The organism is Fictibacillus terranigra, assembly GCF_030412265.1.
GTDB lineage: Bacteria > Bacillota > Bacilli > Bacillales > Fictibacillaceae > Fictibacillus_C > Fictibacillus_C terrinigri.
The window spans coordinates 317,764-344,267 of the sequence record NZ_JAUHLN010000001.1 but is presented as its reverse complement, the minus strand read 5'-3'; the positions used below and the strand labels follow the sequence as shown (position 1 = coordinate 344,267).

Genomic DNA, 26,504 nt, shown 5'->3' with positions numbered 1-26,504 from the left:
TTAATTTATTATAATATAACCCCGATATGGAGGGAATCAGAAATTTTACAGGCTAGGTGGCGCTGCTGTCTAAAAAGTTGACCTAATTGTTCTGCAACAAAAAACCTGATCTTCTTATAAAAGATCAGGCTTTTTTGCTAATTGAACTGAAAATGGTACCTGGAGCTGTTCCTCGCTCCGTTACTCGTTGTTATTATTACGGGCCTCTCCGCCCTTTTTCCCAATTTCCCTGTAAAAATCCTTGTCATGACTTTTGGCTGTAGCTTCTCCACCCTTTTCACCAATTTCCTGGTAAAATTCTTTATCATGATTTTTGGCTGTAGCTTCTCCGCCCTTTTCACCAATTTCTTGGTAAAACTCTTTATCATGATTTTTAGATGTAGCTTCTCCGCCTTTTCTTCCGGCTTCTTCCCTGCTCATACCGTCTCTTTTATTAGTAGCCATGTGATTTCATCTCCCTTTGTAAAGTACCAAGTTTGATCTTGGCTATAGTAAAGAAGTTCCCTCTTCATTTTTTCCTAAACATCAACGCGCAAATTTTCGGCACGATCAAGAATATCTAGACCGTAAAAATAAAATGTATCAAAGGTTTAAGCCAGTAACGGCTCTTTCAGTAGATCGTTTATGCTCATCAACTATGGCACCCTTCAGCACTCCTATAGAAAAAACAAGCTAATTCCATTTCACACCAGAACAGGCATTTCAACTTTTTGTTCTTCACTTTTAAACTCCTTATGATTCCCTCCCTCGTTTCCATGAAATCAATGATAATAAAAAAAAAAGCAGCTGTGTACACAGCCGCTTTTTTTACAATATCGTTTATTTTAACCACTCTGTATGGAATACGCCCTCTTTATCAACACGTTGATAAGTGTGGGCTCCAAAGTAGTCACGTTGTGCTTGTAAAAGGTTTGCCGGTAAAGTTTCTGTACGGTAGCTGTCATAGTATGCTAATGCACTAGAGAAACCTGGTACAGGAATACCTTGTTTAACTGCAATTGAAATCACTTCACGAAGAGCTGACTGATATCCTTCTACAATATCCTTGAAGTAGGGGTCCAGCAGTAAGTTTGTTAGATCTGCATCGCGATCGTACGCTTCTTTAATTTTTTGTAAGAATTGAGCGCGAATGATACAACCTCCCCGGAAGATCATAGCAATATCACCGTACTGTAAGTTCCAGTCATATTCTTCAGAAGCTGCTTTCATCTGAGCAAACCCTTGCGCATATGAACAGATTTTACTCATGTACAATGCTTTACGGATGGCTTCTACTATCTCTGCTTTATCGCCTTCATATGCAGCAGCATTTGGACCGCTTAATACTTTACTTGCTTTGACGCGCTCGTCTTTCATGGCAGAAATGAAACGAGCGAATACAGATTCCGTAATAATTGGCAGTGGTACGCCAAGATCAAGTGCGCTTTGGCTTGTCCATTTACCCGTACCCTTTTGTCCTGCAGTATCTAAGATTACGTCTACAAGCGCTTTGCCCGTTTCTTCATCTTTTTTCGTGAAGATATCAGCTGTAATTTCAATTAAGTAGCTGTCCAGCTCACCTTTATTCCATTCAGCGAACACTTCGTGTAACTCATCAGTACCTAAACCTAATACATTCTTCATGATAAAATAAGCTTCACCAATTAACTGCATATCACCATACTCGATGCCATTATGAACCATTTTCACATAGTGGCCGGCGCCATTTGGTCCAATGTATGTGCTGCAGGCATCGCCTTCAACTTTCGCTGAAATAGCCGTTAAGATTGGTTCTACAAGGTCATATGCTTCTTTTTGTCCGCCAGGCATGATGGAGGGGCCTTTTAATGCTCCTTCTTCTCCGCCAGATACTCCTGTACCGATGAAATGGATACCTAATTCTTCCAGCTCTTTGTTTCGGCGGATTGTATCTTGGAAGAATGTATTTCCGCCGTCGATTAAAATGTCGCCTTTTGCTAAGTATGGTTTTAATGAATCAATTGTTGCGTCTGTAGCGGCGCCAGCTTTAACCATTAATAAAATTTTACGTGGTTTTTCAAGAGAATTAATAAATTCTTCCACACTGTATGTACCTGCAAAATTTTTACCTTCTGCTTCTGTTTGTAGAAATTCTTCTGTTTTTTCAGGAGAGCGATTATAAACGGAAACAGAATAGCCTCTGCTCTCAATGTTTAGCGCTAGATTTTTTCCCATAACGGCTAAACCGATAACACCGATTTGTTGTTTTGCCATAATAGATTCATCCTTTCAAGTTGGATATAAAATGATTAAATTAACTTCCACTTTTCCTGCGATTCCCTGCATTTTCAATGTTGTTTATTGTAAAAAGGAGTGGATTGCGGAAATAAACATGATCTTCTTCAGGTGTCAATCCCGATACAGTAATGATTCCGGCTACTCCAACTCCTTGTATTTTTATAGGGCAAACTTCTCCATAGGCTGCAAAACGAGATTGTGCAAAACGATGCTCCCCATTTACTCCATTGAATGTAATATCTGCTGCAACCTTCTTTCCTTCTTGCTGAGCCATGAAAATGATTAACAAGCCTGACTGGAGAGCTAGAGGTAATTGCAATGTTTCTTCCTCTCTTTTTATTTTTTCCATAATATCTTGTTCTGACTTGATTGTCACCTACTTTGATGGAATAACTAGACCCTATATTTATACATGACAACCCGTATCCCTATTGCTAGGAGACTTTCTTGTTACTTAAAAAAGAATAAAAAAATTCTGATGAGAAGCATTTTGATAGACATATAGTTATATAACCTTACAGAGGATGTCGGTCAGTTTATTGTTAAACATAGTGTAATTCCATTAACGGGCCAGATTGCTAAAAACATAACGGCATCTATTGGTTAAGACTCATAATTTTAAAATATGGCAAAATGAATTTATCAGCCATAATGATTTCCATGATATACTACTGCCCTACACTAGGAAGGGTGTGATATTTATGGCTCATACAAATAATTTTATTGATCGCGGCTACAAGACTTGTAAAAAAAATGAGAGGATGGGACACACCCTTGTATGTAGGTTTGTGAATTCTGAGAAGGTTCGGCATTTTACTATTTCTTTAGGAAACAGTTGAAACATATATATGGAAAATAAAAGATTTGAAAGGATGTACTAAGATGAGTGCGATGACATTAACCTTAATTGGGGACATTTCCGCTGCCATCTGAGGTTCATACAAAGCGAAGTTAGAGGAGGTTAAAATGGAGAAGCAGGCTGTTTTATTTCATTCATTGGAGGGTGAAAAAATCTACTTCAAAGCACTAAGGATAGAGGATGTTCAAGAGATCCATCATTATGCGTCAGATCAAGAAGTTTCACGATTTATCGGCTGGAATTTGATGAGTACTTTGGAGGAAACCAGTCAGTACATTGAAATAATGTTAGAACGCGAGTCGGAAGGTACTCATTTATATTCCTCCATTGTTGAAAAATCAACTCAAGCCATTATAGGGACAGCCATGATTTTCAATTTTGACCAAGGAGCAAACAAGGCTGAAATTGGTTATGTGTTGCATCAACATCATTGGGGTAAGGGGTATGGCACAGAGATTGTTGCATTGATGAGTGATTTTGCATTTAAATCACTTCATCTTCATAAACTCCATGCTATGGTAGTGGATGCCAACATCGGTTCTGCACGGATACTTGAAAAGAACAGGTATGAGTTAGAAGGACGATTAAAAGACCACTATTTTACAGATAAAAATGAAGAAAAGCCGCGGTTCGCATATGCTGTATTGAGCTGTTGACGCCTTAATTGAGTTGCAAAAACGCATGTTTCGTGTCATGCGTTTTTTGATATGGCGTGATGTATTATTTCCGCCAAAAATTCGTATATTCTGCTTTATCCTGAATATTATATTCAATCATTTTCTCAAGCAATTCGTAATTTACCGGCTCTTTCCAAGGAATTCGAAACAAGCCTTTGGTAGCGCTGTAGCCAGCTTGTGCAATGTCATCGGCAAAGTGCGCAATGCCTGCTTCTTCAGGTGCAACGCTCAAATGATGCTTCGCTGTGGAAAAGCCGATGATAAAGGTGCCGTGATCGGAAAACATTGGCGTATTCCACTTGATCTGCGGTTCCAAATTTGGGAACTTACTAGCAACCCACGCCAAAATTTCCTCTGTTCGATCGCGGTGGGCGGGGTTATCGATACCTGACAAATATTCTGAAAAAATTTCCATGTCTTCCTCCTTATATTATGCTGTTGCAGCCAAAAATTCGAATTCACAGCCTTATTCCTGATATTAAATTCAATGATCCAGCCATTCGTAATGAACGGGTTGGATTCCCTTTATAACCCAAACACTACTACCCAACCCATTGTAACATGATCCTAACCCCTTTACCTTCTTAAATAAACCGCTGTTCTTTTACTAAAAAAAGCTGCCTGATTCCGGCAGAGATGGTTCTTAAAGTAACGCACCCGTTGCTCAGTAAGCGGTCACCCGGAACCACTGGAAGACCGGATTAGAAGAACGGTTGATAATGTTCTCAACCCACCTCCAATCGTCATCGTTAACCAATTTATGATACCTGTTTTGAGTGGCGGTCTTTTTGTTTGGCACTGCTCTACTTCCCCCTTTTAATTCATAGAGTGCAGAGAATCCGCTCTATTTTCCCACACCATTGATAGATTTCCTCATACATTAATAGTAGGACCAATCAGGGAACACCCCTCCTTGATTGGTCCCTAACATGAGCTAGAGTTTCTTAAGCTAAAGGCAATGGAGGTTGAGAGTTATGGGAAATAGAAGGCTGGTTGCAGCAAGACGAAATTCTATGGTTCAAGACCGAGCCGCCCAAGCAGCTCTTTCGGACCCAGAGTTAAGAGCCATATTGGCTAAGCTGCCGCCCGAAGAACAAGCTGAAATATTGGCTCGGTTACGAGCAGAGGAAATCGCACGAGAAGAGGCTGCCGCAAAAGCAGAGGCTGCACGAGAAGAGGCTGCCAAGGCAGCGGCTGCCTTACGGGCATGCCTATGCCGCGAAAAGAAAAAGCAACATAAGCATTGTGGTTGTGATTGGTAAAAAGAGAAAGAGCAGAAATGCTCTTTTTCTTTTTTTATTAGCTATTATTTGCCTCTATTCCAGCATGTAAACTGGCTTTTTTATCTTCTTCCTTCGCCTTATGCGCCTTAATGCACTTTCCTTCCGCTTCCGCTTGCTAAGCCATTATTCATATTCTTATTGAAGAAAAGCTGTCCGTGGCTTTAAGTACGAATCAGTAATTTCTCTTGTTTCCACTTCCTTCATAAAAACTTTCGAAATTTTGTTGTATTTACAACAAAAATATTTTCATCTATACTTTCAGTGATGATTAATTTAATTATGTATTCTCTAAATAAATCCAGAAAGGAAAGAAGATAAGTGGAAGTAAAAAAAATAAGTGAGGATCATGACCTGAAAGAAGCATTTTATATCAGAAAAGAAGTATTTGTTGGTGAACAAGGTGTACCCCTAGAAGATGAATTTGATGAATTTGACACATTGGATGGAGAATGTGAACACATATTAGTCTATTTCAATGCACAACCAGTCGGAACCGGAAGGATAAGAGTTCTAGATGGCTTTGGTAAATTGGAGAGAATTTGTATCTTAGAACCTTATCGTAAATTTGGTCTTGGAAAAATAATGATTCAAGCGTTGGAAGAAATGGCAGAAGAAAAGGGAGTGCCCGCGGTTAAATTACACGGACAAACTCAGGCAGAAGGATTTTATACTAAATTGGGTTATCGGGCTTCCTCTACTATATTTATGGAGGATGGAATCCCGCATATCGTAATGCGAAAAGAATTATCAACAAAATAAAGAGGAGCAGGTTGAATAAAGCGAAATATGCCGTATATTTAATAGGAATTTTTATAGTAACGATTACTGAAAAAGTATTTGACCGCCTGCCAACAAACACTTATAGATCACCTAATTATGATACAGATAAAAACCATTCCGTATAGAATGGTTTTATTTTGATTGTTGAACGAACGGGCAGGTTCGTTCAACAGGGGAATTTATTCTTCATACATAATACTGAGACATCATTCCAGCCATAAGCTACATCATCTACTGCCGTTCCTCCAAACTCACTCTTCCTATGAATATATTCCATGCCTCCCATCCGCTCATAAAAACCAACACCAGATTTATTCCGTTTCATAACCCAGACCATCATTGAATGGATCCCTTTTTCTTTAAAAGATTTTGCAACATATGAAATTAGCTGTCTTCCCACACCTGACCCTCTACATTCCGGTAATAGGTACAATGAATATAACTCACCTTCAAAATTCTCGTCTTCAGTGCTTTTACCTGATGCAAAACCTATAATTTTTCCTGAATGATTAATTGCCATATAAATAAACGGGCCATTTTCATCTTTCAAGAAATTCAGCCACCTGTGTTCTGCCTCTTCATACGATAATCTTTCCAAATAATCGTCAGGTACTAAACCTTCATAAGTAGTCTTCCAACAATCAACATAAACCCTTGCTACTTCTTTTATATCTTCCTCACTTGCTTTTGTAATCTTCATGCTCATCACCTCTAAAGGTTATTCTCAAGTCAAGTCGCGCACCATTGTTCATCATATTGCTGCTCAGCTTCCCCCTTTCATTCATGGATTGGAGAAAAATCCGTTCTACTTGCCACACCATGATAGATTTTCTCATACATTGAAAGGAAGGCCAATCAAGGAACACCCTGAGAGAAGATAATCTCCAATGATCAATGAAACCAACTTCTTCATGCAGAAAACGTTTTTATAAGCAAAAACCCATGTCAAAAGCCACTGTCATTTCGGCACAAAATTTTAGAAGAGCGCCTCAAAAAGGAACCCTACCTAGTATCTATGTAGGATTTTTGTTTACGGTTTAGTCTAAATTATTCATTCACGGGCTGTCCGCATATGCATACAACGAGTGATGCGGGCATAACCATTTTAAGGAATAAATTCCTTTTTTTATTAGATCACTTGCAGGCAGGAGGTGGCTGTTCCAGGTAGTCAACATGAATGGATGTTTTGTAAAACGTGAATATCAGGATTTTGTTACTTTTGTTGGATATAGCGACGGGAACCATTGGTAATGGCAGCAAAACCTTTCAGAATGGAGTGGCTAAAGGATGACAAACCAGCTTAAGCCCGGGCAAGAACTCTTGGCAGACCAGCAGATCACCGCGAACAATGGGAGAGCATTCCTGATTATGCAGGGCGATGGAAACTTCGTACTCTATGAAGTACATAAGGGTAAACACATCCCTGTCTGGGCTTCCGGCACCAATGGTAGAGGCGGCGTGAAAGCAGTCATGCGGGATAATGGCAGCCTTGCTGTCTGCAAGGCGAATGGCGAGGCGGTCTGGGACTCTGCTGGTACCGCGGGGAACGCCGGAGCATACCTCATTATTCAGGACGATGGGAACGCGGTGATCTATACCAACCAGGGAAAGGCGCTCTGGGACTCAGGAACATGGCGCCATCGTCGAAAGCTTGATTTTGACCCGGCCGTTCACGGCTTTTTGTTTCGAAACAAGTTCATCAATGCTATAGCTAATATTCCGGGCCATGGTCAGGTAAAAACACAGGGACGATGTGGCGGAATGGCTTTTGCCGCGCTCGACTACTTCCTCAAGGGCATTCCTGTTCCGAAATATACCGGTAACCTGTTCAACGCAGAGGTTCCCCCGGATGGACACTGGCTTGCGGATTACATTTACAGTCGGCTTATGGACAGCTTCGCTGTACCTTCCTCCATCAAGTATGTTCATTGGACCTTGGCATCCGATCATTCTACCTTGCTTGGAGGAAAAGGTGTCAGCCGCTGGACGAAGGAGGAAGAATTTCCAAAGCTGCGTTCACTCATCGACTCAGGCCGGCCGGCCGTCCTCGGGCTGGTAGATGCAACCAACCTCCTGCAGATTGGATCGGAGAATCACCAGGTTCTAGCCTATGGGTATGAGTGGCACTCGAAGGCTAACATTATGAATGTGTTCGTGTACGATAACAACACGGTTGGAAAGGAGGTCGTATTGTCCTCCGAACCAGGCAACCCCCACTTTGACGCGACGAACAAGACCAACGACCCTTGGAGGGGATTTTTTGTAGTCGACTATCAGCATAAGACCCCGCCTGTGTTCACGACGAAGCCGCCGGCGGACACGGCTCAAGTCCGTTACGGTCAGACCATTAAGGTAAGTCATCTCATAACGGGGCTGACACTCCATTCGCACGCACTGAACTACGGACACAGCCGAAGCTCAGGCCAGCAACAGGTGACCTGCTTCAGGGGGGCCGATGACAATGACCTCTGGAAGATCAAGGGACCCGATGGTACGCAAGCGAACCACAGGAGCAATGAAGTAGTACAACATGGCGATGTGATCCGGCTCGAGCATGTGCTCACGCAACGCAACCTGCACAGCCATTCGGGACACCCTTCCCCCGTGACCGGTCAGCAAGAGGTGACCTGCTTTGGCTCTGGAGGCCAGGGAGACAGCAACGATAACTGGCGGGTCGAGGTCGAAGGCGGGGGTCAGTGGAACGCCCAGCGACGAGTGAGACTTGTCCACCTGAACACCAACCATACGCTCCACTCCCACCGCGGGCACAGCGATTCCCGCTGGACGGCCGGCCAACAGGAGGTAACGGGCTTTGGTGGACGTGACGACAATGACTGGTGGTGGCTCCTCGAAATCCGATGAGAGTGGTCAAGATTCAGTCGTCAGTACCGTATGCGTAAAACGAAAGCCGCCTGCCGGTTCTATATCCGGTAGGCGGCTTTCTTCATGTCGCCGCAGAGAGCACGGTGCATCAGACCCGGATACAGCACCAGTTATTCCTTCATCGTATAAAAACGCTTCATACTGCAAATCATTTTTTAGAGTTTCTATTTGTTAAGGGGCAGATTAATGAAGAATATAGTTAAAGAATTGAATCCAAATCACGACGATTTTTTCATCGAAGAAGAGCTAGTTGATAAAACAGCAATCTATCTTATTGGATTTAATACGCTGGTTGATTTAACAAAGTCGAAATCATATGTTCAACAAATGGCTGATTCGTCTACTTCATTAAAAGCACTTTTAACAAACCTTAGTGACCGGATTAACGTTGATACAGAACAAATCATTACAGCCGTATTAGAAGGCAAACTAGTGATCGTTTCCAAAGATGGCGATGAGAATGCCCTTATCGACCCTATCGCCCTGCTGTGAAAGTCCGGTCAAATGAAAGAATATCGCCTGCTTTTAGAGACCATTTTATCCCCCCTTATTCTTTACATCCAATGATCTTCATTTAAATGTGACATATATTCAAATGCTGTTGTTCCATATACGCTTTTAAAGTGTTTATTTAAATGGGTTAAATCAACAAAGCCACATTCAGCCACTGCTGAATAAATATCCCGTTTTTTTTCTATTAACTGCTTTGCGCGTTCCAGCTTGCAGTTAAGAAAGTATTGGTATGGTGAAATTCCGGTATGGGCCTTAAATGATCTGATAAACTTAAATTTTGACAAATCCAGCTCTTTACATATATCGTCAAGTTTAAGTACATTTTCCAAGTTGGTATGAAGCATATCCTTTGCTTTTCGAATGAGTGTGTTATCTTTCTTATAGTCTGTAGAAAAATTAGTTTGGACAAGGCGATCTGTGAGGGATAAAAGCAATTCACTGCACAAAGCCTCATCTTTTCCGCTCAATATTGCATTCGAAAGATTCAATACTCTTTGTTCAAGGCCATGATCATACACAATAGGGTTGGAAAAGCGTACGATATCCTTTTTCTCAATAACCTCTAAAAGCAATTGCGGATCGATATATAGCATTACGTAATCAAGGCCTGTCGCATCGTGTGCCATTCCGTCATGTGCCTGTTCTGGATTAAAAAGCATAACACCATTTTGATAGGATAATTGTAAACTGCCATCCAAGGTATACTGTTGAATGCCACGCAGTGTTACACCTATGGCATACTCCTTGTGAGAATGCTTTTTATACGTAAATTCAGTCATACTTGCTGACAGCGCAGTCATGCCTGCCGATTTTTTATAGATAAATTTGTCCATTAAAATTCACCTCTAAATTAGCTTACCTACATCCATATCATTATGGCAGCATAAACAAGAAACATGGCCATCATTACATTAACAATCTTTTTATGCCTCTGCAGAAAACCCCTGAAGATGGCACCAAAAAATGCCCATGTTATAAAAGCTAAAAACCCAATAACCGTTATAGCTATCACACTTATTGTAAAAACAGGCATTGAGGCATTGTGGGGCATGATATAGGCAGGAATTACAGTCATTGTAAACAATACCACCTTTGGATTTAAAAACTGCATAAGGAAGCCTGACATAAACGTACCAGTTTGGTTTACAGCGGGTTCTGATGTATCCATTTTGTAAACCTGATAAGCGAGATACAGCATATAAACGCTTCCGATGATCTGCATAACCATTAGAATTTTGGGTATGATCGTTACAAGTATGGTATTCAGCATAGCAGAAAAAACAAGTAATAAACCAAAAGCAATAGTTGCTCCATACGTATATTCCATCGCTTTTTTTGTCCCATAATTTTGCACTGTGGATAATATGACGATATTCGTTGGTCCTGGCGTGAAAGTAACCATAAAACAATACAATATAAAAGATGTAAGATTCATGAGGAACACTCCTTTCAAGATATCCTCATAAATGTACATCTTAAATTTAAATGCCATATAGTATATTATTGCAGGATCAAACACAGCTTTCACTTCTGTTAGGAAGGCTGTTCTTGAATCAACCCGCAGCTTTAGTTGAACAAGCAAAATAAAAAGCTTCTATATTGAATGGTTTTTATCTTTATCAGAATTTGGTGATGTGCTGGAGTGTGTTAATATCCGGTCTAATACTCCTTCAGTAAATGGCATAAAGTAATTTAGCAATAGCCCCCCCTGAACAAACCGTTAATAAAGTTCCAACGCCAATTGGTCCGTTTAAAATCATTGCCATTATCAGGAATACGAGGGTAATGAATGTTCTCGAAAAAAATAGATTGTTCTGGATAATTCTTGTATGATGAATGTTAATCGGTCAACTGGAATCGGTGCAACATTCGTCTGTAAATAGGTTGCAGTTCCTAATCCAATCACAACTAAGCCGATTCCAAAACAAACCACTTTGCTGTACCATCGTTCAGGTGTTATCAAATGGTGCGACAACAAAAGCCACATATCAATACCAATACCCGTGATAAATGCTGTTAACAACCCCAAAACTTCTGGTCTTTGTCTTTTTAAAAATGAATGACAACATATCAATAATAAAGCTATTATTATTTCCCAACTTCCCACAGTAAGCCTCACATTTATGGACAGCCCTACCAAAAGTGCATCAAAAGGTGAAGTTCCAAGATCTGATTGTATAGTGAAAGAAATACCGAGGGTCAATGTTAAAATACCTACTACATAAAAAGCATATTTCACTTTACTCGACCTCTTTATCATTATTTTTTGTTGCAAATGCAACAAAGTTAGGATAAATTTAATATATACCATTTTTGTTGCACTTACAATAAAACATGTACTAAGGAGTTAATTATGAAGGAGATTCTTCGTGAAATTGGCATGATAGCAAGGGCATTAGATTCTATAAGCAATATAGAATTTAAAGAATATGACCTTACAAAAGGGCAGTATTTGTACCTTGTGCGAATATGTGAAAACCCAGGAATCATTCAAGAAAAGTTAGCTGAGATGATAAAAGTAGATCGAACAACAGCAGCTCGTGCTATAAAAAAACTTGAAATCAATGGCTTTATTGAAAAGAAAGAAGATAAACATAACAAAAAAATTAAAAAACTCTTTCCGACAGAGAAAGGGAAAAATGTTTTTCCTTTTATAAAAAGAGAAAATGATTATTCCAATATCGTTGCATTAGAGGGATTTTCCGAAAGAGAAGCAGAAACCCTTTTCAATCTTCTTCAAAGAGTAAGAAAAAATATAGAGATAGACTGGGAATTTGTAAAAAAGGGAAACAAGAGAAATTATTGATGATAGATAGGAGCGACATATTTAAATGACTATAAATATAAAAAAGTGTACCCTTGAAGATTCTCGCAAACTTCAAGAAATTAGTTATGAAACATTTAATGAGACATTTAAGCATCAGAATTCACCCGAAAATATGAATGCCTATTTGGAAAGGGCATTTAACTTAAAACAATTAGAAAAAGAATTAACCAATATTTCTTCACAATTCTTTTTTGTTTTTTTTAATAATGAAATCGCTGGATATTTAAAGGTAAATACCAATGACGCTCAGTCTGAAGAAATGGGTGATGGATCACTTGAAATCGAGAGGATTTATATAAAGAACAAATTTCAAAAACATGGACTTGGTAAATATCTGCTAAATAAAGCTATGGAAATTGCGCTGGAACGAAATAAAAAGAAGATCTGGCTGGGCGTATGGGAAAAAAATGAAAATGCTATTGCCTTTTATAAGAAAATGGGGTTTGTTCAAACTGGAGCCCACTCTTTTTATATGGGTGATGAAGAACAAATGGACTTTATATTGACCAAAACACTCATATCACTTTTTTGAAAGGCGGATTATTATGTATGTCCCAAAATATTTTAAGGTCACAAATGTTGATGAAATATGGGATTTTGTCCAAAAAAACTCTTTTGGCACGATTGTCACAACAGAACAAGGGAAGCCGATTGCCACTCATTTGCCATTGAAGTTAATGAAAGAAGGAGATTCGTACTATATGACGGGGCATATGGCTTATGGGAACCCTCAATGGAGAACATTCGAAACCTGTGAAGATGTATTGGTTATGTTCCAAGGACCACACGCTTATATCTCTTCTTCCTGGTATGAAGAGGAAAATGTCCCGACATGGAACTATCAAGCTGTACATGTTTATGGTACAGCCAGCATTTTGCACGAAGAAGAGTTAAAAGAGGATCTGACAATGTTGCTGCAAAAATACGAAAAACACCGTAAGAATCCAGTGTTATGGGATAAGCTTTCTCCTCAGTTATTAGAAAAACAACTAAAAGGTATTGTCGGATTTAAGATTAAAGTACAAGAAATTCAAGCTGCCAATAAACTAAGTCAAAATCGTAATGAAGAGGACTATCAAAACATCGTTAATAAACTCTATGAAGAAAAGGATATGAACTCTCAACAAATGGCACAATTGATGGAGAGGAAGTTAAAAAAGGGCAAATAAGTATTGTGTTAATTTTTCCTTAAGGAAAAACAGAGGAACCCGAAATGCCCCTCTGTTTTTTTTATAAAATATGAAGACGAGCTCTTTTTTTCAAAGCCTATAATCAACTCTCTGCAGGATTGCTAACGGGGGCGTTTCAATTTAGTATTGTTATAGCCTATTCAACTATAATACGAACAATAAGTAAAAAAATGTAATGTCTAAAGTTATTGAAAAGAGACAACGCCTTGAACCTGGTTCAAGGCTGTTTTTTTTACTACTCTTTAGTTAACGAATCCAAAATCTCACTCAAACTGAGCTCCGCACACGCCATGGACGTATCGGACACCCCGTAATACATCTTCACAGTATCGCCCTCCACTAGCGCCCCGCACGAGAACACGACGTTGCCGAAGAAGCCGTTCACTTCGTAGTCGGCTTCCGGCTCAAGGATCGGGGTCTCGGAACGGGCGATTACTTTTGATGGGTCGTTCAGATCGAGCAGTACAGCGCCCATGCAGTAGCGGTTGTCTTTAGCAGCGCCGTGGTACAGTTCGAGCCAGCCTTTTTCCGTTTTGATCGGGACTGCACCGCCGCCGATGCGGCCGTTGTCCCACATGCCGTCACGCAGTCCGAGCAAGTATTGATGGTTGCCCCAATGCAGGAGGTCCGGAGATTCAGCGATCCAGATCTCCGGTGCACCGGCGCTTTTAGGTACTGGGCGGTGAAGGGCGTAGTATTTGCCGTTCACTTTTTCCGGGAAGATGAGAACATCCTTGTTTTCTGGTGCGAAGATCATGCCATGATGTTCGATCGTCCGGAAGTCTTTCGTGGAAATCATCGACTCTCCCACGCCGACTGGTGAACAGGCACTGAAGTAGATATAATACGTCCCCTCAATCTGTGTAATTCGCGGATCCTCGATGCCAAAGGTCTCGAGCTCGTTGGACGGATAGTAGAAAGGATCCGGGTCGATCGTAAAGCTGCGGCCGTCCTTGCTTCGGGCGATCCGCAAGTAAGATAAAGATGTCAGATAAACAAACTGCTCGGAGCCTGCCTTTCGAATGACACGCGGATCGGAAAAATCATAGTTTTCGTCGGAAAGCTGGAAATCCAGGATTTCGAGCTCCTTTTTTTCCACGTTATAGACAGGTGCTTTGACGATTTCAGGGTCTTCGCTCACCGGGCGTTCAGCCACGCGAAGCAGCATGATGACCTCGTCCTTGTATCGGGCGATACCCGCGTTGAAGGCACCGATCACTTCAAAGTTTGGACGGTGTGGTTTGACATCACTAGGTGTTACTAGGGGGTTCTGTCCGTATCGATATACATTCATGCTGCAGTCTCCTTATCTCTCATAGGGTAGGAACGGATCTTGAATGGTTAATTTATGGGCTTCTGCGTCAGAGATGCCGGCGTATAGATCAGCTGTGCCATCTTCTTTTCGGACCAAGCCACCGCTAAACACCACATCCACGAGGTCAGGCCGTTTCGATGCACCCGGCAGGAAATCGTTTCGTACGGCGATCAGTTCGATGTCGGAATGCTCTCCTGTTTTCGGATCCATGACAAAGAACATGGGATAATAATGCCGGTCACCTAACTCATCAAAGCACGCGATATGCCCAAGCACACCGACCAATCCACTGGAAAGGACATGAAGCTCGTTCGCTCCTCCCCACTCTTCATCCGTAAACTGATTTTCCAAAAGTGGTGCGTTTTCGATGGCCTCCAGGGTTAAGTCGTTGAGCGAAGGAACGACCGTGAAGCCAATTTTCCCTCTTCCGCCTTTCTCGCCTTGCGGACGTGTGAAGATGGCGATCGAACCGTCGAGCAGCTCTGCAATGCGCAGATCCTTCATGCCATCCGGGCCTTTAAAGAAGTCTTCAAGGGTATGAATGGTGCTTCCTTTATAAAACACGGTTCTCCAGCCAAGAGCGCTTTCAATGGTTGGATGTGGAAAGGTCTCAACCCCGCCTAAAATGATTTCTCCTGAAATACGGGTAACAAACGGATCCTGCAGCTGGAAGACTGGTGTTCCCTCTCTCGGAGCCCATACGTTTTCTGATTCTATGAAAAAACGAACCTCAGATTGCTCGCTTTCCCGGGCTTCTACCCGCCCGGCGATGATCAGCTGGCCGTCATCATCAAAGGGTGCGGTAATGTTATATACATCTCGGCAGCCTACACCTTCAATCAGTATTTTTTCAGGCAGGCCGGGCTTTTCTTTTTTCTCGTATTCCGCGCGCAGTTCGCTGCACGTTTTTATGTCGGATTTAATGAGTTTCAATGGAGATATCCCCCTTTATTTCAGAGTGAACTGCATGCCTTCTTTAAACTTTTTGGCAAAGAACAGGAACAGGATGATGATCGGCACGGTCAGGATGACGGATGCCGCATACATCGGTCCCGGATAGCCGCCGTACGGCCCGAACATCTGAGACAGCAGTACATTGAGTGTCAGCATGTTATCGCTCTTGACGACCAGCATGTCCCAGAGAAGCTCGGTCCACCGTTCCATGAACAGGAAGAGAAAGACAACGATCGTGATCGATTTCGACATCGGCAGCATGATCCGAAAGATGATCTGCCAGTCGGAAGCGCCGTCCAGTTTTGCTGCTTCAATAAACGTGTCGGGGATGGCCCGGAAGAAGTTCGTGTACATGAAGACGGCCCACAGGCTCAAGGCTTTCGGCAGAATCATCGCCCAGTAGGAATCATAAAGTCCAAAACGCTGGATGATGAGGAACGTCGGCACGAGCAGAATGATCGCAGGGAAAAACATTTGAAACAGGACCGCGTTGTTCAGGAAATTTCGGCCGCGGAACTGAAGCTTGGCGAGCGCGTAGGCGACGACGATACCGGTCACCATCATAAGCGCTGTAGAGCCGGTGGAAACAATCAGGCTGTTGAAAAAGGCACGGATCCACGGCCGCGGTTCAGCCGCTTGCCCGCCGCTCAGCAGCCATTCATAGGAACGAAGGGAAAAGCTGTCCGGGATTAACTTCCGGTCCACCTGGTTCCAGTCAGCGAACGAGTTCAGCACCATGTAGAGGTACGGAAACACCATGATAAACAAGAGCAGAAACGCCATGATATAGCGGATGGTAAGTGACTCTTTCTTAGGTCCAGCCATTTCGTTTCCCCCACATTTCTAAAAATTTTCGAATGATGAAGATCGAGATGAACGTGACAACCGATGCGATGAGCGCTACAGACGATGCATAGCCGGCGGACAGGTTCTGGAATGCCTGCTTGTAGATCTCCATCTGCCACGTGTTGGTCGCGAAGTTCGGCCCTCCCCCTGTGAGCTGGTACACCTCGGTAAAAATTCCGAAGGTCACGCCGATCGAAAGGATAAGGGTTGTAAACAGCGCAGGGTAAAGCAGCGGCAATGTAATTTTCCAAAAACGCTGCCAGCCGTTGACTCCGTCGATGTCGGCCGCTTCGTAAATTTCCTTGTTAATGGATTCAAAGCCTGACGTCAGGATGAGCGCGTAGTAGCCGGTAAACTTCCAGGCCATGATCACCGAAACGACCAATAGTGCAGAAAACGGAGTGCCAAGCCAGTTTACGTCAAGGCTGAACGTGCCGCGCAGAAACTTGTTCACCGGGCTGTTATAGGAAAGAAATCCTTTCACGATGAAGGACGATACGACACCGGAGGCCAAGTACGGCAGGAAGAAACCGATCAAGAACAAGCCTTTGAACCGCGGCAGGCCGTGAACGGCGAGCGCCACGACCAATGATGAGGCGATGACCATCGGCACGAACACGATCATGAACTTGAACGTAACGATGAATGCGGCATGGACCCCAGGGCTTTTTAGTGCTTTCATAAAGTTTTCAAAGCCGACATGGTGAAAAACGGGAGCGATCAAATTCCAGTCAGTGATCGACAAATAGAACGACCAGCCGAGCGGGATCAGGAAAAAGATCAGCCCATATAAAAGGTAAGGACTGGCGAAAAGCCAGCCCAACCTGTTATTATGCCTGGTTCTCATTACTTGAGATCCCCCTCAATGGCCTCTTTCATCTTTTCCCAGCCTTTCTTCGGCTGTACTTCCCCTTTTACGACAGGGTTGACGGCATATTGGCCAATATAGGTTTGAAGTTCATTGTATTTCGCGTTATCAATGGATGGAACAGCATTTGGAACCGCCAATGCGTAAGGCTTGAGCGCTGGATTTTTGTCAAAGATCGGTTTGAACGCATCGTTGGTTGCCAAATCATCGCGTGCAGGCGGCAGGTTCGTCTTCTCAAACCACTTCACATCGTTCTCAGGCTTCGAATATACCCATTTCATGAATTCCATCGCTGCTTTTTTCTCGTTTTCAGGGGCAGAGGTATAGATGACAAGGCCTTTTGTATCCGCAAACGTGGATACATCCTTTGTACTAGCTCCGTCCGGCACTGGCGGTGCGGAGAGAGCGAACGTTTCCTTGTATTTCATCTCCGGGAATTTTTCTGCCCAATACGTAAGCGTCCACGGTCCGATGTCGGTAAAGATGCCAAGACCGGTTTCGAACGGATCCTTCGACTGCTTCGTAAGGATGCCTTTTTCCTGACGGATATCGTTCATGAAGTTCAGCACATCCACACCGGCTTTATCGTCAGCCACGAGCTTACTTCCTTCTATAAAATTGTTTCCTTGGGACGCCGCGTCATAAAGCATGAAGAAGTCGAACCAGCGCTTCCAGGCCGTCGGATCAGCAAGGTCTGGCTTTGCCCATAAGTATTTGTCCGGGTACTTTGCTTTTAGTTTCTTTGTTACGTCAATCACTTCGCTGTAGGTTTTCGGCGGCTCGCTATAGCCAAGCTTTTTCAGGATATCGAGTCTCCAGCCGAACAGCATGGCATTAGAGGAGATCGGCAATACATATTGGTTGCCGTCAGAGAATTTCCAGCCTTTGATCGTGTCACTCATGCTGCGGGATTGAATGATGTCATTGTATCCATCCAGCTTGTTCAGCGGTTCGATCGCCTTGCTTTCCGCGAGCTGTGCAGCGAATCCGCGGTTGATGTTCTCAGACATCGTCGGTGCTTCTTTACCCGCGATCGCGGATTGGATGCTCGCTTCCGACGTCGGGCTTTCCTTGATCGGACTCACCTTGATCTTGATTTTCGGGTGGCTTTTTTCAAATTCTTTGGCGGTTTCTTTCCAGTACGCCTGCTGAGGCGGGTTTGGTGCTGCCCAGAACTCAATCGTTGTCGTTCCGTTCTTTGATGAATCTTCACTTACCGGGTTTCCCGTCGAACAAGCCGAGAGCGCCGAAACGGTCAGTGTCGCACCAAGCAAAAGTGAAGCTGCCTTCTTCATTTTCATCACAATATCCCCCAATACGATAGTTTGAGTAAGCGCTGTCATCTTCCCCCAAAAAAATTTACGCTCGCTCGTTTGGAAAACATTACATTTTATTCTATTTGTAACTTTTGTAATGTGATTAATAACTTTACAATTACAGTTTTACATGATTACAAAAGTTCTGTCAATTCTTTTTATCTGAAAAATAAATGGTTGAATTTCCTTGTGATAGTTTACGAGTTCGGTGGATTGGGTTATAGTTTAACTGTAACGTGACAAATTGTTCGTGTGTAATTTATATAGATGATAAAAGCTGAAGGGTTGAAGAGAAATGGCGAAAAAAATCTCTATGCAAGATATTGCCGATGCATTGAATATATCGAAAAACTCTGTTTCCCAGGCACTGTCCGGGAAACCGGGCGTGAGTGAGGCCACGAGAAAGCTCGTGGAAAAAACGGCACAAGAAATGGGATACAGCGGCAAAAAGTCCGTTGTGGCTAATGGTTTGGCTGGCACCGGAACAGGAACGATCGGTCTGATCGCTTCCGATTATGCGTTTTCGCTTAAAAGTTTTTTCGGAGAAATCTATTTGAGTATTGAAAAAGAAGTGGCCGCACGCGGGATGAACCTGCTCATCCAGTCGGTCAACACCGAGGCACGGGACCATCTTGTCCTTCCTTCCTTTATCGCGGAGGGTAAGGTCGATGGTGTGCTCATTCTCTCGCACATCAGTACGGAGTACAGTAACGCTGTGATTGCGACCGGCATACCGACAGTGATGATCGACCACCACCATCCACTCATTCAGGCGGATGCCATTGTGACGAACAACCGGTTCGGCGCGTATACCGCGGTCAAGCATCTGATCGGGCTCGGCCACCGGGATATCGCGTACGTTGGAAACGCGACGCTTTCCCCGAGTTACCAGGAGCGTTTGGAAGGCTACAGGCTCGCACTTCAGGAGCATGGGATCCCGCTTAAGGAGGATTTTGTGTTCAGTGAGGTTCTTGAAGATGATCAGGAGGTTACGGCGCTTGTGCAGGGGCTCGATATTCAGCCCAGTGCCTGGTTTTGCGTGAACGATGGGTTTGGATTTTTTGTGAGGTCCGCCCTGCAGCAGCACGGCATCGCTGTTCCAGGCCAAGCCTCCGTTTGCAGTTTTGACAACGGAATGCTGTCCCGGTTGTCTATTCCGAAGATCACGACGATGAACATTGATTTGGATCTGTACGGCCGAAAAGCCGTCGAGCAGCTCATGTGGCGCATGCAGCATAAGGGTGAGCCGATCATCGAACTGCTGCTTCCGTCAGAGTTGATCGTGCGGGAGTCGACAGGGAAGGTTCGGGGGTAAAAGGGAAGCAATCCAGTAGCTTTATTGCCTTTTTTGGTATACTGCCAGCCAATTCGGCCATCTGTTCGATGGCCAGCCGAGTACATTCGATCTGGCACTTTTGGTTTCTCACGGTTTTGTTTGGTTTACTCACGGAAATGAAGTTTTTACTCACCAAAATTATCCGATTACTCACGGTTCGACACACTTTACTCACGGTTTTCTAACATTAACTCACCAAACACATTATTTTCAGTTCGGAGCTATTCAGTTTGTGTGGTGCCAGGCACCAGCGTTACACACTTGTGTAATTGTGGTGCCTGGCACCAAATTTGAAAAAAAGACTGCTCCGCCCCAAAAAAATTTGGGCCATCGCAGCCTTATGATGGTGTTTTGTATATGTCTCAATGCGATAGGTGGTCTACTAGAAAAGAGGTCTACTGGACGTCTAAATAGTGCTGGAGAACCCTAGGCGGGAAATATTTTAGGGGCAGGGGTCTTAACGATACAATGGTCGAGGTGGAAAGGATAGAATCTGTTTGTGCCTGTTTTAGGCAGTTGTACATCGCTTTGCCGCCAACTGAATTGGCAGAATGAATCGTTATGCGGTTGGCAAATAATCTTTCATCCACCATCATTTGAACAAGCATTAAACCATTCCTGTGTTTATTTACTAAGTCGTGATCCAAAGAAAGATGTTCGACAGGAAATTTTCGCAGCAAATCCATACAATCGTCAATCGTCTCCGCTAAAACATAGCCTTCGGGTGCTTTCCGGTAGTCATCTAAAAAAACGCTAATGTTTCCCATTTCTGACTCCTTCCCTTATAAAGGGGTGACTAAGAGAAGTCGAAAATCCCTAAATAAAAACATCTTTTGTCCACCTTAACATGGATGCGAGGTTTATGGAACAAAAGCGACTTTTAAAGCTAAAAACTGACAAACTATTCAGATAAAATCCGCCAACGGGAAGCTTCTACTTGCTATTTTCCAATGAAATAATATATTTTAATCCAGCATGAGCATCTTTAAATGTCGGGATATTATTTAACTCTTGAATGCTTATTGCCAGCTCAGGATTAATGCCAACAACAATACATTCTACCCCAATTAAGTTCAGACAGTCATATAGTTTTGTCAGATTATTTCTGACACTATCATCAAAGGTGGTGATACCTCTTAAACTGACCATTACAAACCTGACGCGCTTTTGGACACATTCCTCTAGAACTGTAGTTATAATATGCTCTCCCCGTTCTATGTCCATGTTTCCTATGAGCGTTAGAGCAATCGTCCCATCCCAAATATTGAGTATCGGCACAGAGAGGTCTTTAATTAGTTTCTCTTTACGATTATCCTCTTGGGCTTTGGAGGTAACGTCCATTAACATGACCATATAACCTACCAGGTTTTCTTGATTTTGGCCTTTTAGAATAGGGGTAATTACGATATCTGCGATCACTTTGTCTTTAATATTGATCCTTGCTCTATGCCCATCCTTGAGCTGTCCCATTACTCTGCGCTGATGGTCAGGCTTTTGGTGAAAAAAGTCCATATTCAAACCGATAAAATCATCTGAACCCGAAAGCCCATAAAACGGGGCAATACTCCCTAAAACCTCTTTCGCTTTTAGGTTCATCCAGATAAGATTGTACTCTTTATCTGCAAGAAGTATGACTTCACCAATACTGTTCAAAGCATCAGTACTTGATATGTCAATTGGCATTGGATGCATGTAAGTAGTCTCCTTTATCTGGTATAGATTTATTATAAAACAAAGCAGTATTTTTTACATGCGAGAAGCAAGAGATGCAAAAAATCGCACCCAAACGAAAAGAAGAAGATGCTCGCCCAAGCACCTTCTTCTCTATTAATCAGCTTTTAAACTTCAACAAAAATTATTACAAGCCGTATGCCTTAATGCCTCTTTTAATTGAAGAGCCGTTGCGTAATAGTCGAGCGATTCTCTGTCCTTCAGCTGTTCGGCATCGCGTAAAATGAGCAGCAGCGTCTCCTCGCTTTTCTCATATTGTCCGATAAAAATAAAGTTAACGGCCAATATCATTTTGACATACACAATACGCAGCAGGTTGTTGCTGTTCTGATAGACCCGAAGCGCTTTGCAGGCATAATGTACGGACAAGGAATAATGATACAGATGTCCATGTACAGCAGATAAATAATAATAGTAATCTGTCACCTTCGTAAGATACAGCTCTGCATCAGCCTCGTTTCGGCTGTGGATGGCTAATGCATGGGCAAACTGTTCTTTCTGGCCATAGTAAATGCCCTGTAAAAAGTCGAAAAGGTTGGCCTCGAACGGAGAAAATTTCGAATTGTATTTGTGCATCAGGGCTGCGGCTTCGTCAAATTCCTGCAGCCGGTTGGTGAGCAATAAATATCGAAGCCTGTACAGCTCGTACAAATAGATCTGTCCGTACACTGGATGTAATCCTTCTGCTACTCCAGCACTTTAAAAAGCTGGTCGGCCGTGTCTTTCTGAAGCCGTTCCATCGCATCGTAAAACGTATCAAGGATCCTTCACTTTCACCTGACATCTATCCTTGTAATATATGAAAATGAAGGGCTGATATCCTGCAAAAATTGTGGAATTTCCCCGGAAATAGAAGTGGTGCTACAAGCAGAGGTGCCAGGCACCTCCATTCCACAAATGTGTAATTGGAGTGCCTGGCACCGCTCACTAAATGGCTTTTATTTTGTAATGAGATCCAAATCTACTGGAATGAACTTTTCGACTTTCTCGTCTTTGTTCACTTTTACTGCTGTTTTAACAGCCTCTGCACCAATCATGTCTGGTTTTTGAGCAACAGTTGCCGCCATTTTTCCTTCTTTTACTGCTTTTTGTGCATCATCCGTTGCATCAAATCCGACTACAACGACATCTTTCAAACCGGCTGCTTCAAGCGCCTGTAGCGCTCCTAGTGCCATCTCATCATTATGAGCAAATACTGCATCGACATTTTTGTTGCCTTGCAGGATGTTCTCCATAACGTTCAAGCCTTTAGCACGGTCAAAGCTTGCTGTTTGTTTTGCAACGACTTTGATGCCTTTCTGGTTATCGACTGCTTTATGGAAACCTTCACCGCGTTCGCGTGCTGCTGATGATCCTGAGATTCCTTCAAGCTCTACTACATTTCCCTTGCCTTTAAGCTGCTTGGCAATATAATCGCCGGCCATTTTTCCGCCTGCTACGTTATCTGAAGCAATATGAGAAACTACTTTTCCGCCTTCTGCACTGCGGTCAACCGTAATGACTGGAATGTTTGCGCTGTTTGCTGATTCAATGGCAGAAGAAATCGCTGCTGAGTCTGTTGGGTTTACTAAAAGCACATCCACACCTTGCTGGATCAAGTCCTCGATGTCATTGACCTGCTTTGCAGAATCATCCTGTGCATCAACTGTTTTCAGCTGAACGCCAGCTTTTTTCGCTTCTTTCTCAGCCCCTTCTTTTAATGTCACAAAGAATGGGTTGTTAAGTGTTGAAACCGATAGCCCGATCTTTAGATCTCCCTTGCCCTTTTTCTTGCTGTCATCTGAACCTGGTGCTTTTGTGGAACAAGCGGTCAGAATTAAAGCCCCAATGACGAGAACAATTAAACTCTTGAACATTTTTTTCATTGATAAATCCTCCCTTTTTGTCGTAATGCTATATTGGTTTAACAGGTGCCAGGCACCGATGTTACACAAGTGTGTAATTGCGGTGCCTGGCACCAAACCTCCTCGAAACTCCTACGCTGCCTTCTTCCGGTCGATCAGGACAGCGAGCAGGATGACTCCCCCCTTGACGACCTGCTGGTAGAAGGATGAAACGTTTAGCAGATTCAATCCGTTGTTCAGCACCCCAATGATGAGGGCACCGACCAGTGTGCCGAAGATCCAGCCTTTACCGCCAGATAGGCTTGTCCCGCCAAGCACAACGGCTGCGATGGCATCGAGCTCGTACGCCGTTCCTGCCGTAGGCTGAGCAGAATTCAAACGGGACGTAAGAATAATACCTGCGAACGCACTCAGTAAACCGGTGAGCGAGTAGATCATGACTTTGATGCGTCCGACTTTAATCCCTGAAAGCAATGATGCTTCTTCGTTTCCGCCGATCGCATACGTTCTTCTTCCAAAGGTCGTCTTTTTCAAGATGAACCAGAGGACAGCGAACGCAAGCAGCATCCAGATGACCGGGAACGGAATTCCCAGGAAATATCCGCGGCCCATCCAGACAAAGCTCATATCATCCGAAAGGCCGGTGATTGGTTTTCCCTCTGTGTACACGAGCGTCAACCCACGGAAGATCGTCATCGTTGCAAGTGTCGCGATAAACGGCGCCACTTTCCCTTTGCTGATAATGATTCCGTTGATCGCACCCATTACTGTACCGGCAGCCAATCCTGCAAGCATCGCGATTACCGGATCAGTTCCGCCAGCCATCAGCCCGGCTGTAATCGCTCCGGAAAGCGCCAGCATGGAACCGACGGAGAGGTCGATGCCTCCCGTCAAAATGACAAACGTCAGTCCAAACGCAATGAGCGCGTTAATGGAGACCTGCCGAAGAACGTTGAGAATATTCGTTAACGTGAAGAACTCCGGACTTAATATGGACAGGACAATTAAGATGATGACGAGTCCGATGAGCGGACCGAGTTTCTGAAATATACTAATCTTTCGTGTTGAGGCTGACATGTTACATCCCTCCTGTTGCAGCATGCATAATTTTTTCCTGATCAGCTTCTTTACGATCGAGGATTCTGCTGATCTTTCCTTCATGAATGACAAGAATCCGGTCACTCATTCCCAAAATTTCCGGCAGCTCGGAGGATACCATGATGATGGACACTCCCTGCTCCGTCAGTTCATTCATAATCTGATAGATTTCCTTTTTCGCCCCAACGTCCACCCCACGGGTCGGTTCGTCCAGGATCAGCACTTTCGGCTGATTGTTCACCCATTTACCGATGACGATCTTCTGCTGATTTCCGCCGCTCAATGATTTGACGATCTGTTCGCCGCCGGACGTCTTGACGTGTAACTTTTTAATAAGACGCTCTGTTTCCTTCTGCTCTTCACTTGCTGAGATCACACCGCCATTTGACACCGCTTTCAAATTGGTAAGCGTTAAATTTTCGCGGACGGTCATCCCTGCAACAAGCCCTTTATCTTTGCGGTCCTCTGTCACAAACGCGAGTCCAGCTGCAATCGCATCGGATGGTTTTGTAATATTCAACGGTTTGCCGTCCAGATAAATGGTGCCGCCGTCCTTCTTCTTATAGCCGAAGATCGCTTCCATGATCTCAGTCCGCCCTGCGCCCATCAGACCAGCGATACCTAAGATTTCGCCCTGTTTGACGTCAAAGTGAATATCTTCAAACAGTTCTTTTCTTGAAAGTCCTTCCACTCTCAGCCTTTCCGGGCCGATCTTCGCCTGCCGTTCAGGAAAACGCTCTCCAAGCTGGCGGCCGACCATCATCGAAACAATCTCGTCGAAATTCGTTTCCTTGACGATCTTCGTACCGATAAAATCACCGTCCCGGAGTACCGAGATCCGGTCACAGATCTGAAAGATTTCCTCCATCCTGTGGGAGATGTAGACGATTCCGACGCCTTGCTGCTTCAGTTTTTCAATCACGGTAAAAAGCGCCTCGATTTCACGGTCGGTAAGTGCCGCCGTGGGCTCGTCCATGATGATGCAGTCGGAATTCGTTTCAAGCACTTTTGCGATCTCGATCATCTGCTGCTGTCCGACCGAAAGCTCGCCGGCCACCGCATCGGGATGGAGCTCCACACCGAGCTGCTGCAGTGCGTTTTTCGTTCGTTTTCTCATTTCATTTGTCCGCAAGATGCCTGTTTTGCCGTACGCCAGCTCCTTTCCCAAGAAAAGATTTTCCGTCATGGTCAGATACGGAATGATGTTCAGCTCCTGATGCACAACACCGATCCCCATCTCTTCAGCCTCTTTCGGATTGGAAAAATGCACGTCCTTCCCTTTCACCGTGATCGTCCCTTTGTCTCGTTCATAGATGCCAGCCATGATCTTCATCAATGTTGATTTGCCTGCGCCGTTCTCACCCATTAGGGCATGAACTTCCCCAGCCTTCACATCAAAGTTCACATTTTTCAGCACATGAACATCTGAAAATGATTTATAGATACCGGATAAGTGAACAAGTGACTGCTCTTTCATTAGAAAATCACCCCCGAATGTAAAATGATGTTGGCATAAGGTGTCGTTTCACCTGTGCGGATGACCGCCTTCGCATTCTTCGTTAAGTCTTTGAATACTTCATGAGGCACGATCTCCTGCGCGGTGCCTGGCACCGTGTCCAGAACTTTTTTGAGATACGCCTCGTTCTCCTCCAGCTCCTGCGCCAGTGTCACCTTCTCAACCTTCATGTCATCCGCGACTGCCTGCAATGTTTCCAGGAAACCGGGTGTCCCGATCGTCAGGGCGATGTCGATTCGTTTAACATTATCCGGGATCGGTAAGCCGCAGTCGGCGATGACGATCGTATCTGTGTGGCCCATTCGCGCGAGAACCGAAGCGATCTCGCTGTTCAGTATGCCTTGTTTTTTCATCTGCATCACTCCTTTCTCATGGTGTTTTCTTGCATCGATTTGAACGGGAGTAATTAGTG

At 43.7% G+C, this 26,504-nt stretch carries 29 protein-coding genes and 2 pseudogenes; 10 read left to right on the top strand and 21 right to left on the bottom strand.

Annotated features, from left to right (window positions below; all coding sequences use genetic code 11):
* Window positions 1-183: 183 nt before the first annotated feature.
* The 3 genes and pseudogenes from QYF49_RS01715 to QYF49_RS01705 all read right to left on the bottom strand — a co-directional run.
* Window positions 184-444: pseudogene (locus tag QYF49_RS01715) on the bottom strand (KGG domain-containing protein); the annotation flags it as partial.
* 375 nt (window positions 445-819) lie between these two features.
* On the bottom strand, window positions 820-2,232 hold the full coding sequence (gene gndA / locus QYF49_RS01710) for an NADP-dependent phosphogluconate dehydrogenase (protein WP_290397907.1): 1,413 nt from the start codon (window positions 2,230-2,232) through the stop codon (window positions 820-822).
* Between the two features lie 40 nt (window positions 2,233-2,272).
* Entirely contained in the window at window positions 2,273-2,605 is a 333-nt protein-coding gene (locus QYF49_RS01705; RefSeq protein WP_290397906.1) for a heme-degrading domain-containing protein, read from the bottom strand.
* Window positions 2,606-3,222: 617 nt separating this feature from the next.
* On the opposite strand from QYF49_RS01705, the gene QYF49_RS01700 reads away from it, so the two are divergent.
* Window positions 3,223-3,771 carry a GNAT family N-acetyltransferase gene (locus QYF49_RS01700; protein ID WP_290397905.1) on the top strand — a complete coding sequence of 183 codons (549 nt, stop codon included), beginning with the start codon at window positions 3,223-3,225 and terminating at the stop codon, window positions 3,769-3,771.
* Between the two features lie 64 nt (window positions 3,772-3,835).
* On the opposite strand, the gene QYF49_RS01695 is transcribed toward QYF49_RS01700, so the two are convergent.
* Complete coding sequence (locus QYF49_RS01695) at window positions 3,836-4,207, bottom strand: iron chaperone (RefSeq protein ID WP_290397904.1); 372 nt, start codon at window positions 4,205-4,207, stop codon at window positions 3,836-3,838.
* Between the two features lie 249 nt (window positions 4,208-4,456).
* The gene (locus QYF49_RS01690; RefSeq protein ID WP_290397903.1) at window positions 4,457-4,591 is read right to left on the bottom strand and encodes a hypothetical protein; all 135 of its coding nucleotides are present in this window, start codon (window positions 4,589-4,591) and stop codon (window positions 4,457-4,459) included.
* Between the two features lie 175 nt (window positions 4,592-4,766).
* On the opposite strand from QYF49_RS01690, the gene QYF49_RS01685 reads away from it, so the two are divergent.
* The 3 genes from QYF49_RS01685 (at window position 4,767) to QYF49_RS01675 (ending at window position 5,980) form a co-directional block, all read left to right on the top strand.
* Window positions 4,767-5,054: a hypothetical protein gene (locus tag QYF49_RS01685; RefSeq protein WP_290397902.1), complete on the top strand. Its 288-nt coding sequence runs from the start codon at window positions 4,767-4,769 to the stop codon at window positions 5,052-5,054.
* Window positions 5,055-5,393: 339 nt separating this feature from the next.
* Window positions 5,394-5,834, top strand: coding sequence for a GNAT family N-acetyltransferase (locus QYF49_RS01680; protein ID WP_290397901.1), 441 nt, complete (start codon window positions 5,394-5,396; stop codon window positions 5,832-5,834).
* Between the two features lie 11 nt (window positions 5,835-5,845).
* The gene (locus QYF49_RS01675; protein ID WP_290397900.1) at window positions 5,846-5,980 is read left to right on the top strand and encodes a hypothetical protein; all 135 of its coding nucleotides are present in this window, start codon (window positions 5,846-5,848) and stop codon (window positions 5,978-5,980) included.
* Between the two features lie 41 nt (window positions 5,981-6,021).
* Here the strand turns inward: QYF49_RS01675 and QYF49_RS01670 are convergent, their stop codons facing one another.
* Window positions 6,022-6,555, bottom strand: a complete 534-nt coding sequence (locus QYF49_RS01670) for a GNAT family N-acetyltransferase (RefSeq protein ID WP_290397899.1) — start codon at window positions 6,553-6,555, stop codon at window positions 6,022-6,024.
* Window positions 6,556-7,142: 587 nt separating this feature from the next.
* On the opposite strand from QYF49_RS01670, the gene QYF49_RS01665 reads away from it, so the two are divergent.
* Window positions 7,143-8,717: an MIR domain-containing protein gene (locus QYF49_RS01665; RefSeq protein ID WP_290397898.1), complete on the top strand. Its 1,575-nt coding sequence runs from the start codon at window positions 7,143-7,145 to the stop codon at window positions 8,715-8,717.
* A 207-nt stretch (window positions 8,718-8,924) separates the two neighbouring features.
* On the top strand, window positions 8,925-9,230 hold the full coding sequence (locus QYF49_RS01660; RefSeq protein ID WP_290397897.1) for a hypothetical protein: 306 nt from the start codon (window positions 8,925-8,927) through the stop codon (window positions 9,228-9,230).
* Between the two features lie 62 nt (window positions 9,231-9,292).
* Here QYF49_RS01660 and QYF49_RS01655 read toward each other — a convergent pair whose 3' ends face one another.
* From QYF49_RS01655 to QYF49_RS01645, 3 genes and pseudogenes are all read right to left on the bottom strand, one after another.
* Window positions 9,293-10,084 (bottom strand): AraC family transcriptional regulator, encoded by a 792-nt coding sequence (locus tag QYF49_RS01655; protein ID WP_290397896.1) that lies wholly within the window; start codon window positions 10,082-10,084, stop codon window positions 9,293-9,295.
* A gap of 26 nt (window positions 10,085-10,110) precedes the next feature.
* Window positions 10,111-10,686, bottom strand: a complete 576-nt coding sequence (locus QYF49_RS01650; RefSeq protein ID WP_290399015.1) for a LysE family translocator — start codon at window positions 10,684-10,686, stop codon at window positions 10,111-10,113.
* A 159-nt stretch (window positions 10,687-10,845) separates the two neighbouring features.
* Window positions 10,846-11,490: pseudogene (locus QYF49_RS01645) on the bottom strand (YczE/YyaS/YitT family protein).
* 114 nt (window positions 11,491-11,604) lie between these two features.
* Between QYF49_RS01645 and QYF49_RS01640 the strand changes: the two are divergent.
* From QYF49_RS01640 to QYF49_RS01630, 3 genes are read left to right on the top strand one after another with little or no spacing between them, the layout of a single operon-like run.
* The gene (locus tag QYF49_RS01640) at window positions 11,605-12,057 is read left to right on the top strand and encodes a MarR family winged helix-turn-helix transcriptional regulator (protein WP_290397895.1); all 453 of its coding nucleotides are present in this window, start codon (window positions 11,605-11,607) and stop codon (window positions 12,055-12,057) included.
* A 25-nt stretch (window positions 12,058-12,082) separates the two neighbouring features.
* Complete coding sequence (gene paiA / locus QYF49_RS01635) at window positions 12,083-12,610, top strand: spermidine/spermine N(1)-acetyltransferase (RefSeq protein ID WP_290397894.1); 528 nt, start codon at window positions 12,083-12,085, stop codon at window positions 12,608-12,610.
* A 13-nt stretch (window positions 12,611-12,623) separates the two neighbouring features.
* Window positions 12,624-13,247, top strand: a complete 624-nt coding sequence (locus QYF49_RS01630; RefSeq protein WP_290397893.1) for an FMN-binding negative transcriptional regulator — start codon at window positions 12,624-12,626, stop codon at window positions 13,245-13,247.
* Between the two features lie 256 nt (window positions 13,248-13,503).
* On the opposite strand, the gene QYF49_RS01625 is transcribed toward QYF49_RS01630, so the two are convergent.
* From QYF49_RS01625 to QYF49_RS01605, 5 genes are read right to left on the bottom strand one after another with little or no spacing between them, the layout of a single operon-like run.
* Window positions 13,504-14,562 carry a BtaManbiosPhlase gene (locus QYF49_RS01625; protein ID WP_290397892.1) on the bottom strand — a complete coding sequence of 353 codons (1,059 nt, stop codon included), beginning with the start codon at window positions 14,560-14,562 and terminating at the stop codon, window positions 13,504-13,506.
* A 12-nt stretch (window positions 14,563-14,574) separates the two neighbouring features.
* Window positions 14,575-15,516: an MTP-1 family protein gene (locus QYF49_RS01620; protein WP_290397891.1), complete on the bottom strand. Its 942-nt coding sequence runs from the start codon at window positions 15,514-15,516 to the stop codon at window positions 14,575-14,577.
* 15 nt (window positions 15,517-15,531) lie between these two features.
* Window positions 15,532-16,362, bottom strand: coding sequence for a carbohydrate ABC transporter permease (locus QYF49_RS01615; protein ID WP_290397890.1), 831 nt, complete (start codon window positions 16,360-16,362; stop codon window positions 15,532-15,534).
* Window positions 16,349-17,230, bottom strand: coding sequence for a carbohydrate ABC transporter permease (locus tag QYF49_RS01610; RefSeq protein WP_290397889.1), 882 nt, complete (start codon window positions 17,228-17,230; stop codon window positions 16,349-16,351). Before QYF49_RS01610 ends, QYF49_RS01615 begins: the two co-directional genes overlap by 14 nt.
* The gene (locus QYF49_RS01605; RefSeq protein WP_290397888.1) at window positions 17,230-18,552 is read right to left on the bottom strand and encodes an ABC transporter substrate-binding protein; all 1,323 of its coding nucleotides are present in this window, start codon (window positions 18,550-18,552) and stop codon (window positions 17,230-17,232) included. Before QYF49_RS01605 ends, QYF49_RS01610 begins: the two co-directional genes overlap by 1 nt.
* Window positions 18,553-18,862: 310 nt before the next feature.
* Here QYF49_RS01605 and QYF49_RS01600 point away from each other — a divergent pair, with 310 nt between their 5' ends.
* The gene (locus tag QYF49_RS01600; protein ID WP_290397887.1) at window positions 18,863-19,882 is read left to right on the top strand and encodes a substrate-binding domain-containing protein; all 1,020 of its coding nucleotides are present in this window, start codon (window positions 18,863-18,865) and stop codon (window positions 19,880-19,882) included.
* 416 nt (window positions 19,883-20,298) lie between these two features.
* Here QYF49_RS01600 and QYF49_RS01595 read toward each other — a convergent pair whose 3' ends face one another.
* The 7 genes from QYF49_RS01595 to rbsD form a co-directional block, all read right to left on the bottom strand.
* Window positions 20,299-20,670: a cyclic-phosphate processing receiver domain-containing protein gene (locus QYF49_RS01595; RefSeq protein WP_290397886.1), complete on the bottom strand. Its 372-nt coding sequence runs from the start codon at window positions 20,668-20,670 to the stop codon at window positions 20,299-20,301.
* A 166-nt stretch (window positions 20,671-20,836) separates the two neighbouring features.
* Complete coding sequence (locus QYF49_RS01590; protein ID WP_290397885.1) at window positions 20,837-21,595, bottom strand: STAS domain-containing protein; 759 nt, start codon at window positions 21,593-21,595, stop codon at window positions 20,837-20,839.
* A 153-nt stretch (window positions 21,596-21,748) separates the two neighbouring features.
* On the bottom strand, window positions 21,749-22,303 hold the full coding sequence (locus QYF49_RS01585) for a hypothetical protein (RefSeq protein ID WP_290397884.1): 555 nt from the start codon (window positions 22,301-22,303) through the stop codon (window positions 21,749-21,751).
* Window positions 22,304-22,572: 269 nt separating this feature from the next.
* Window positions 22,573-23,499, bottom strand: a complete 927-nt coding sequence (gene rbsB / locus QYF49_RS01580) for a ribose ABC transporter substrate-binding protein RbsB (RefSeq protein ID WP_290397883.1) — start codon at window positions 23,497-23,499, stop codon at window positions 22,573-22,575.
* Between the two features lie 111 nt (window positions 23,500-23,610).
* Window positions 23,611-24,555, bottom strand: a complete 945-nt coding sequence (rbsC, locus tag QYF49_RS01575; protein WP_290397882.1) for a ribose ABC transporter permease — start codon at window positions 24,553-24,555, stop codon at window positions 23,611-23,613.
* A gap of 1 nt (window position 24,556) precedes the next feature.
* Window positions 24,557-26,053 carry a sugar ABC transporter ATP-binding protein gene (locus tag QYF49_RS01570; RefSeq protein WP_290397881.1) on the bottom strand — a complete coding sequence of 499 codons (1,497 nt, stop codon included), beginning with the start codon at window positions 26,051-26,053 and terminating at the stop codon, window positions 24,557-24,559.
* Window positions 26,053-26,445, bottom strand: coding sequence for a D-ribose pyranase (rbsD, locus tag QYF49_RS01565; RefSeq protein WP_290399014.1), 393 nt, complete (start codon window positions 26,443-26,445; stop codon window positions 26,053-26,055). The genes QYF49_RS01570 and rbsD overlap by 1 nt, the downstream gene beginning before the upstream one ends.
* Window positions 26,446-26,504 lie beyond the last annotated feature (59 nt).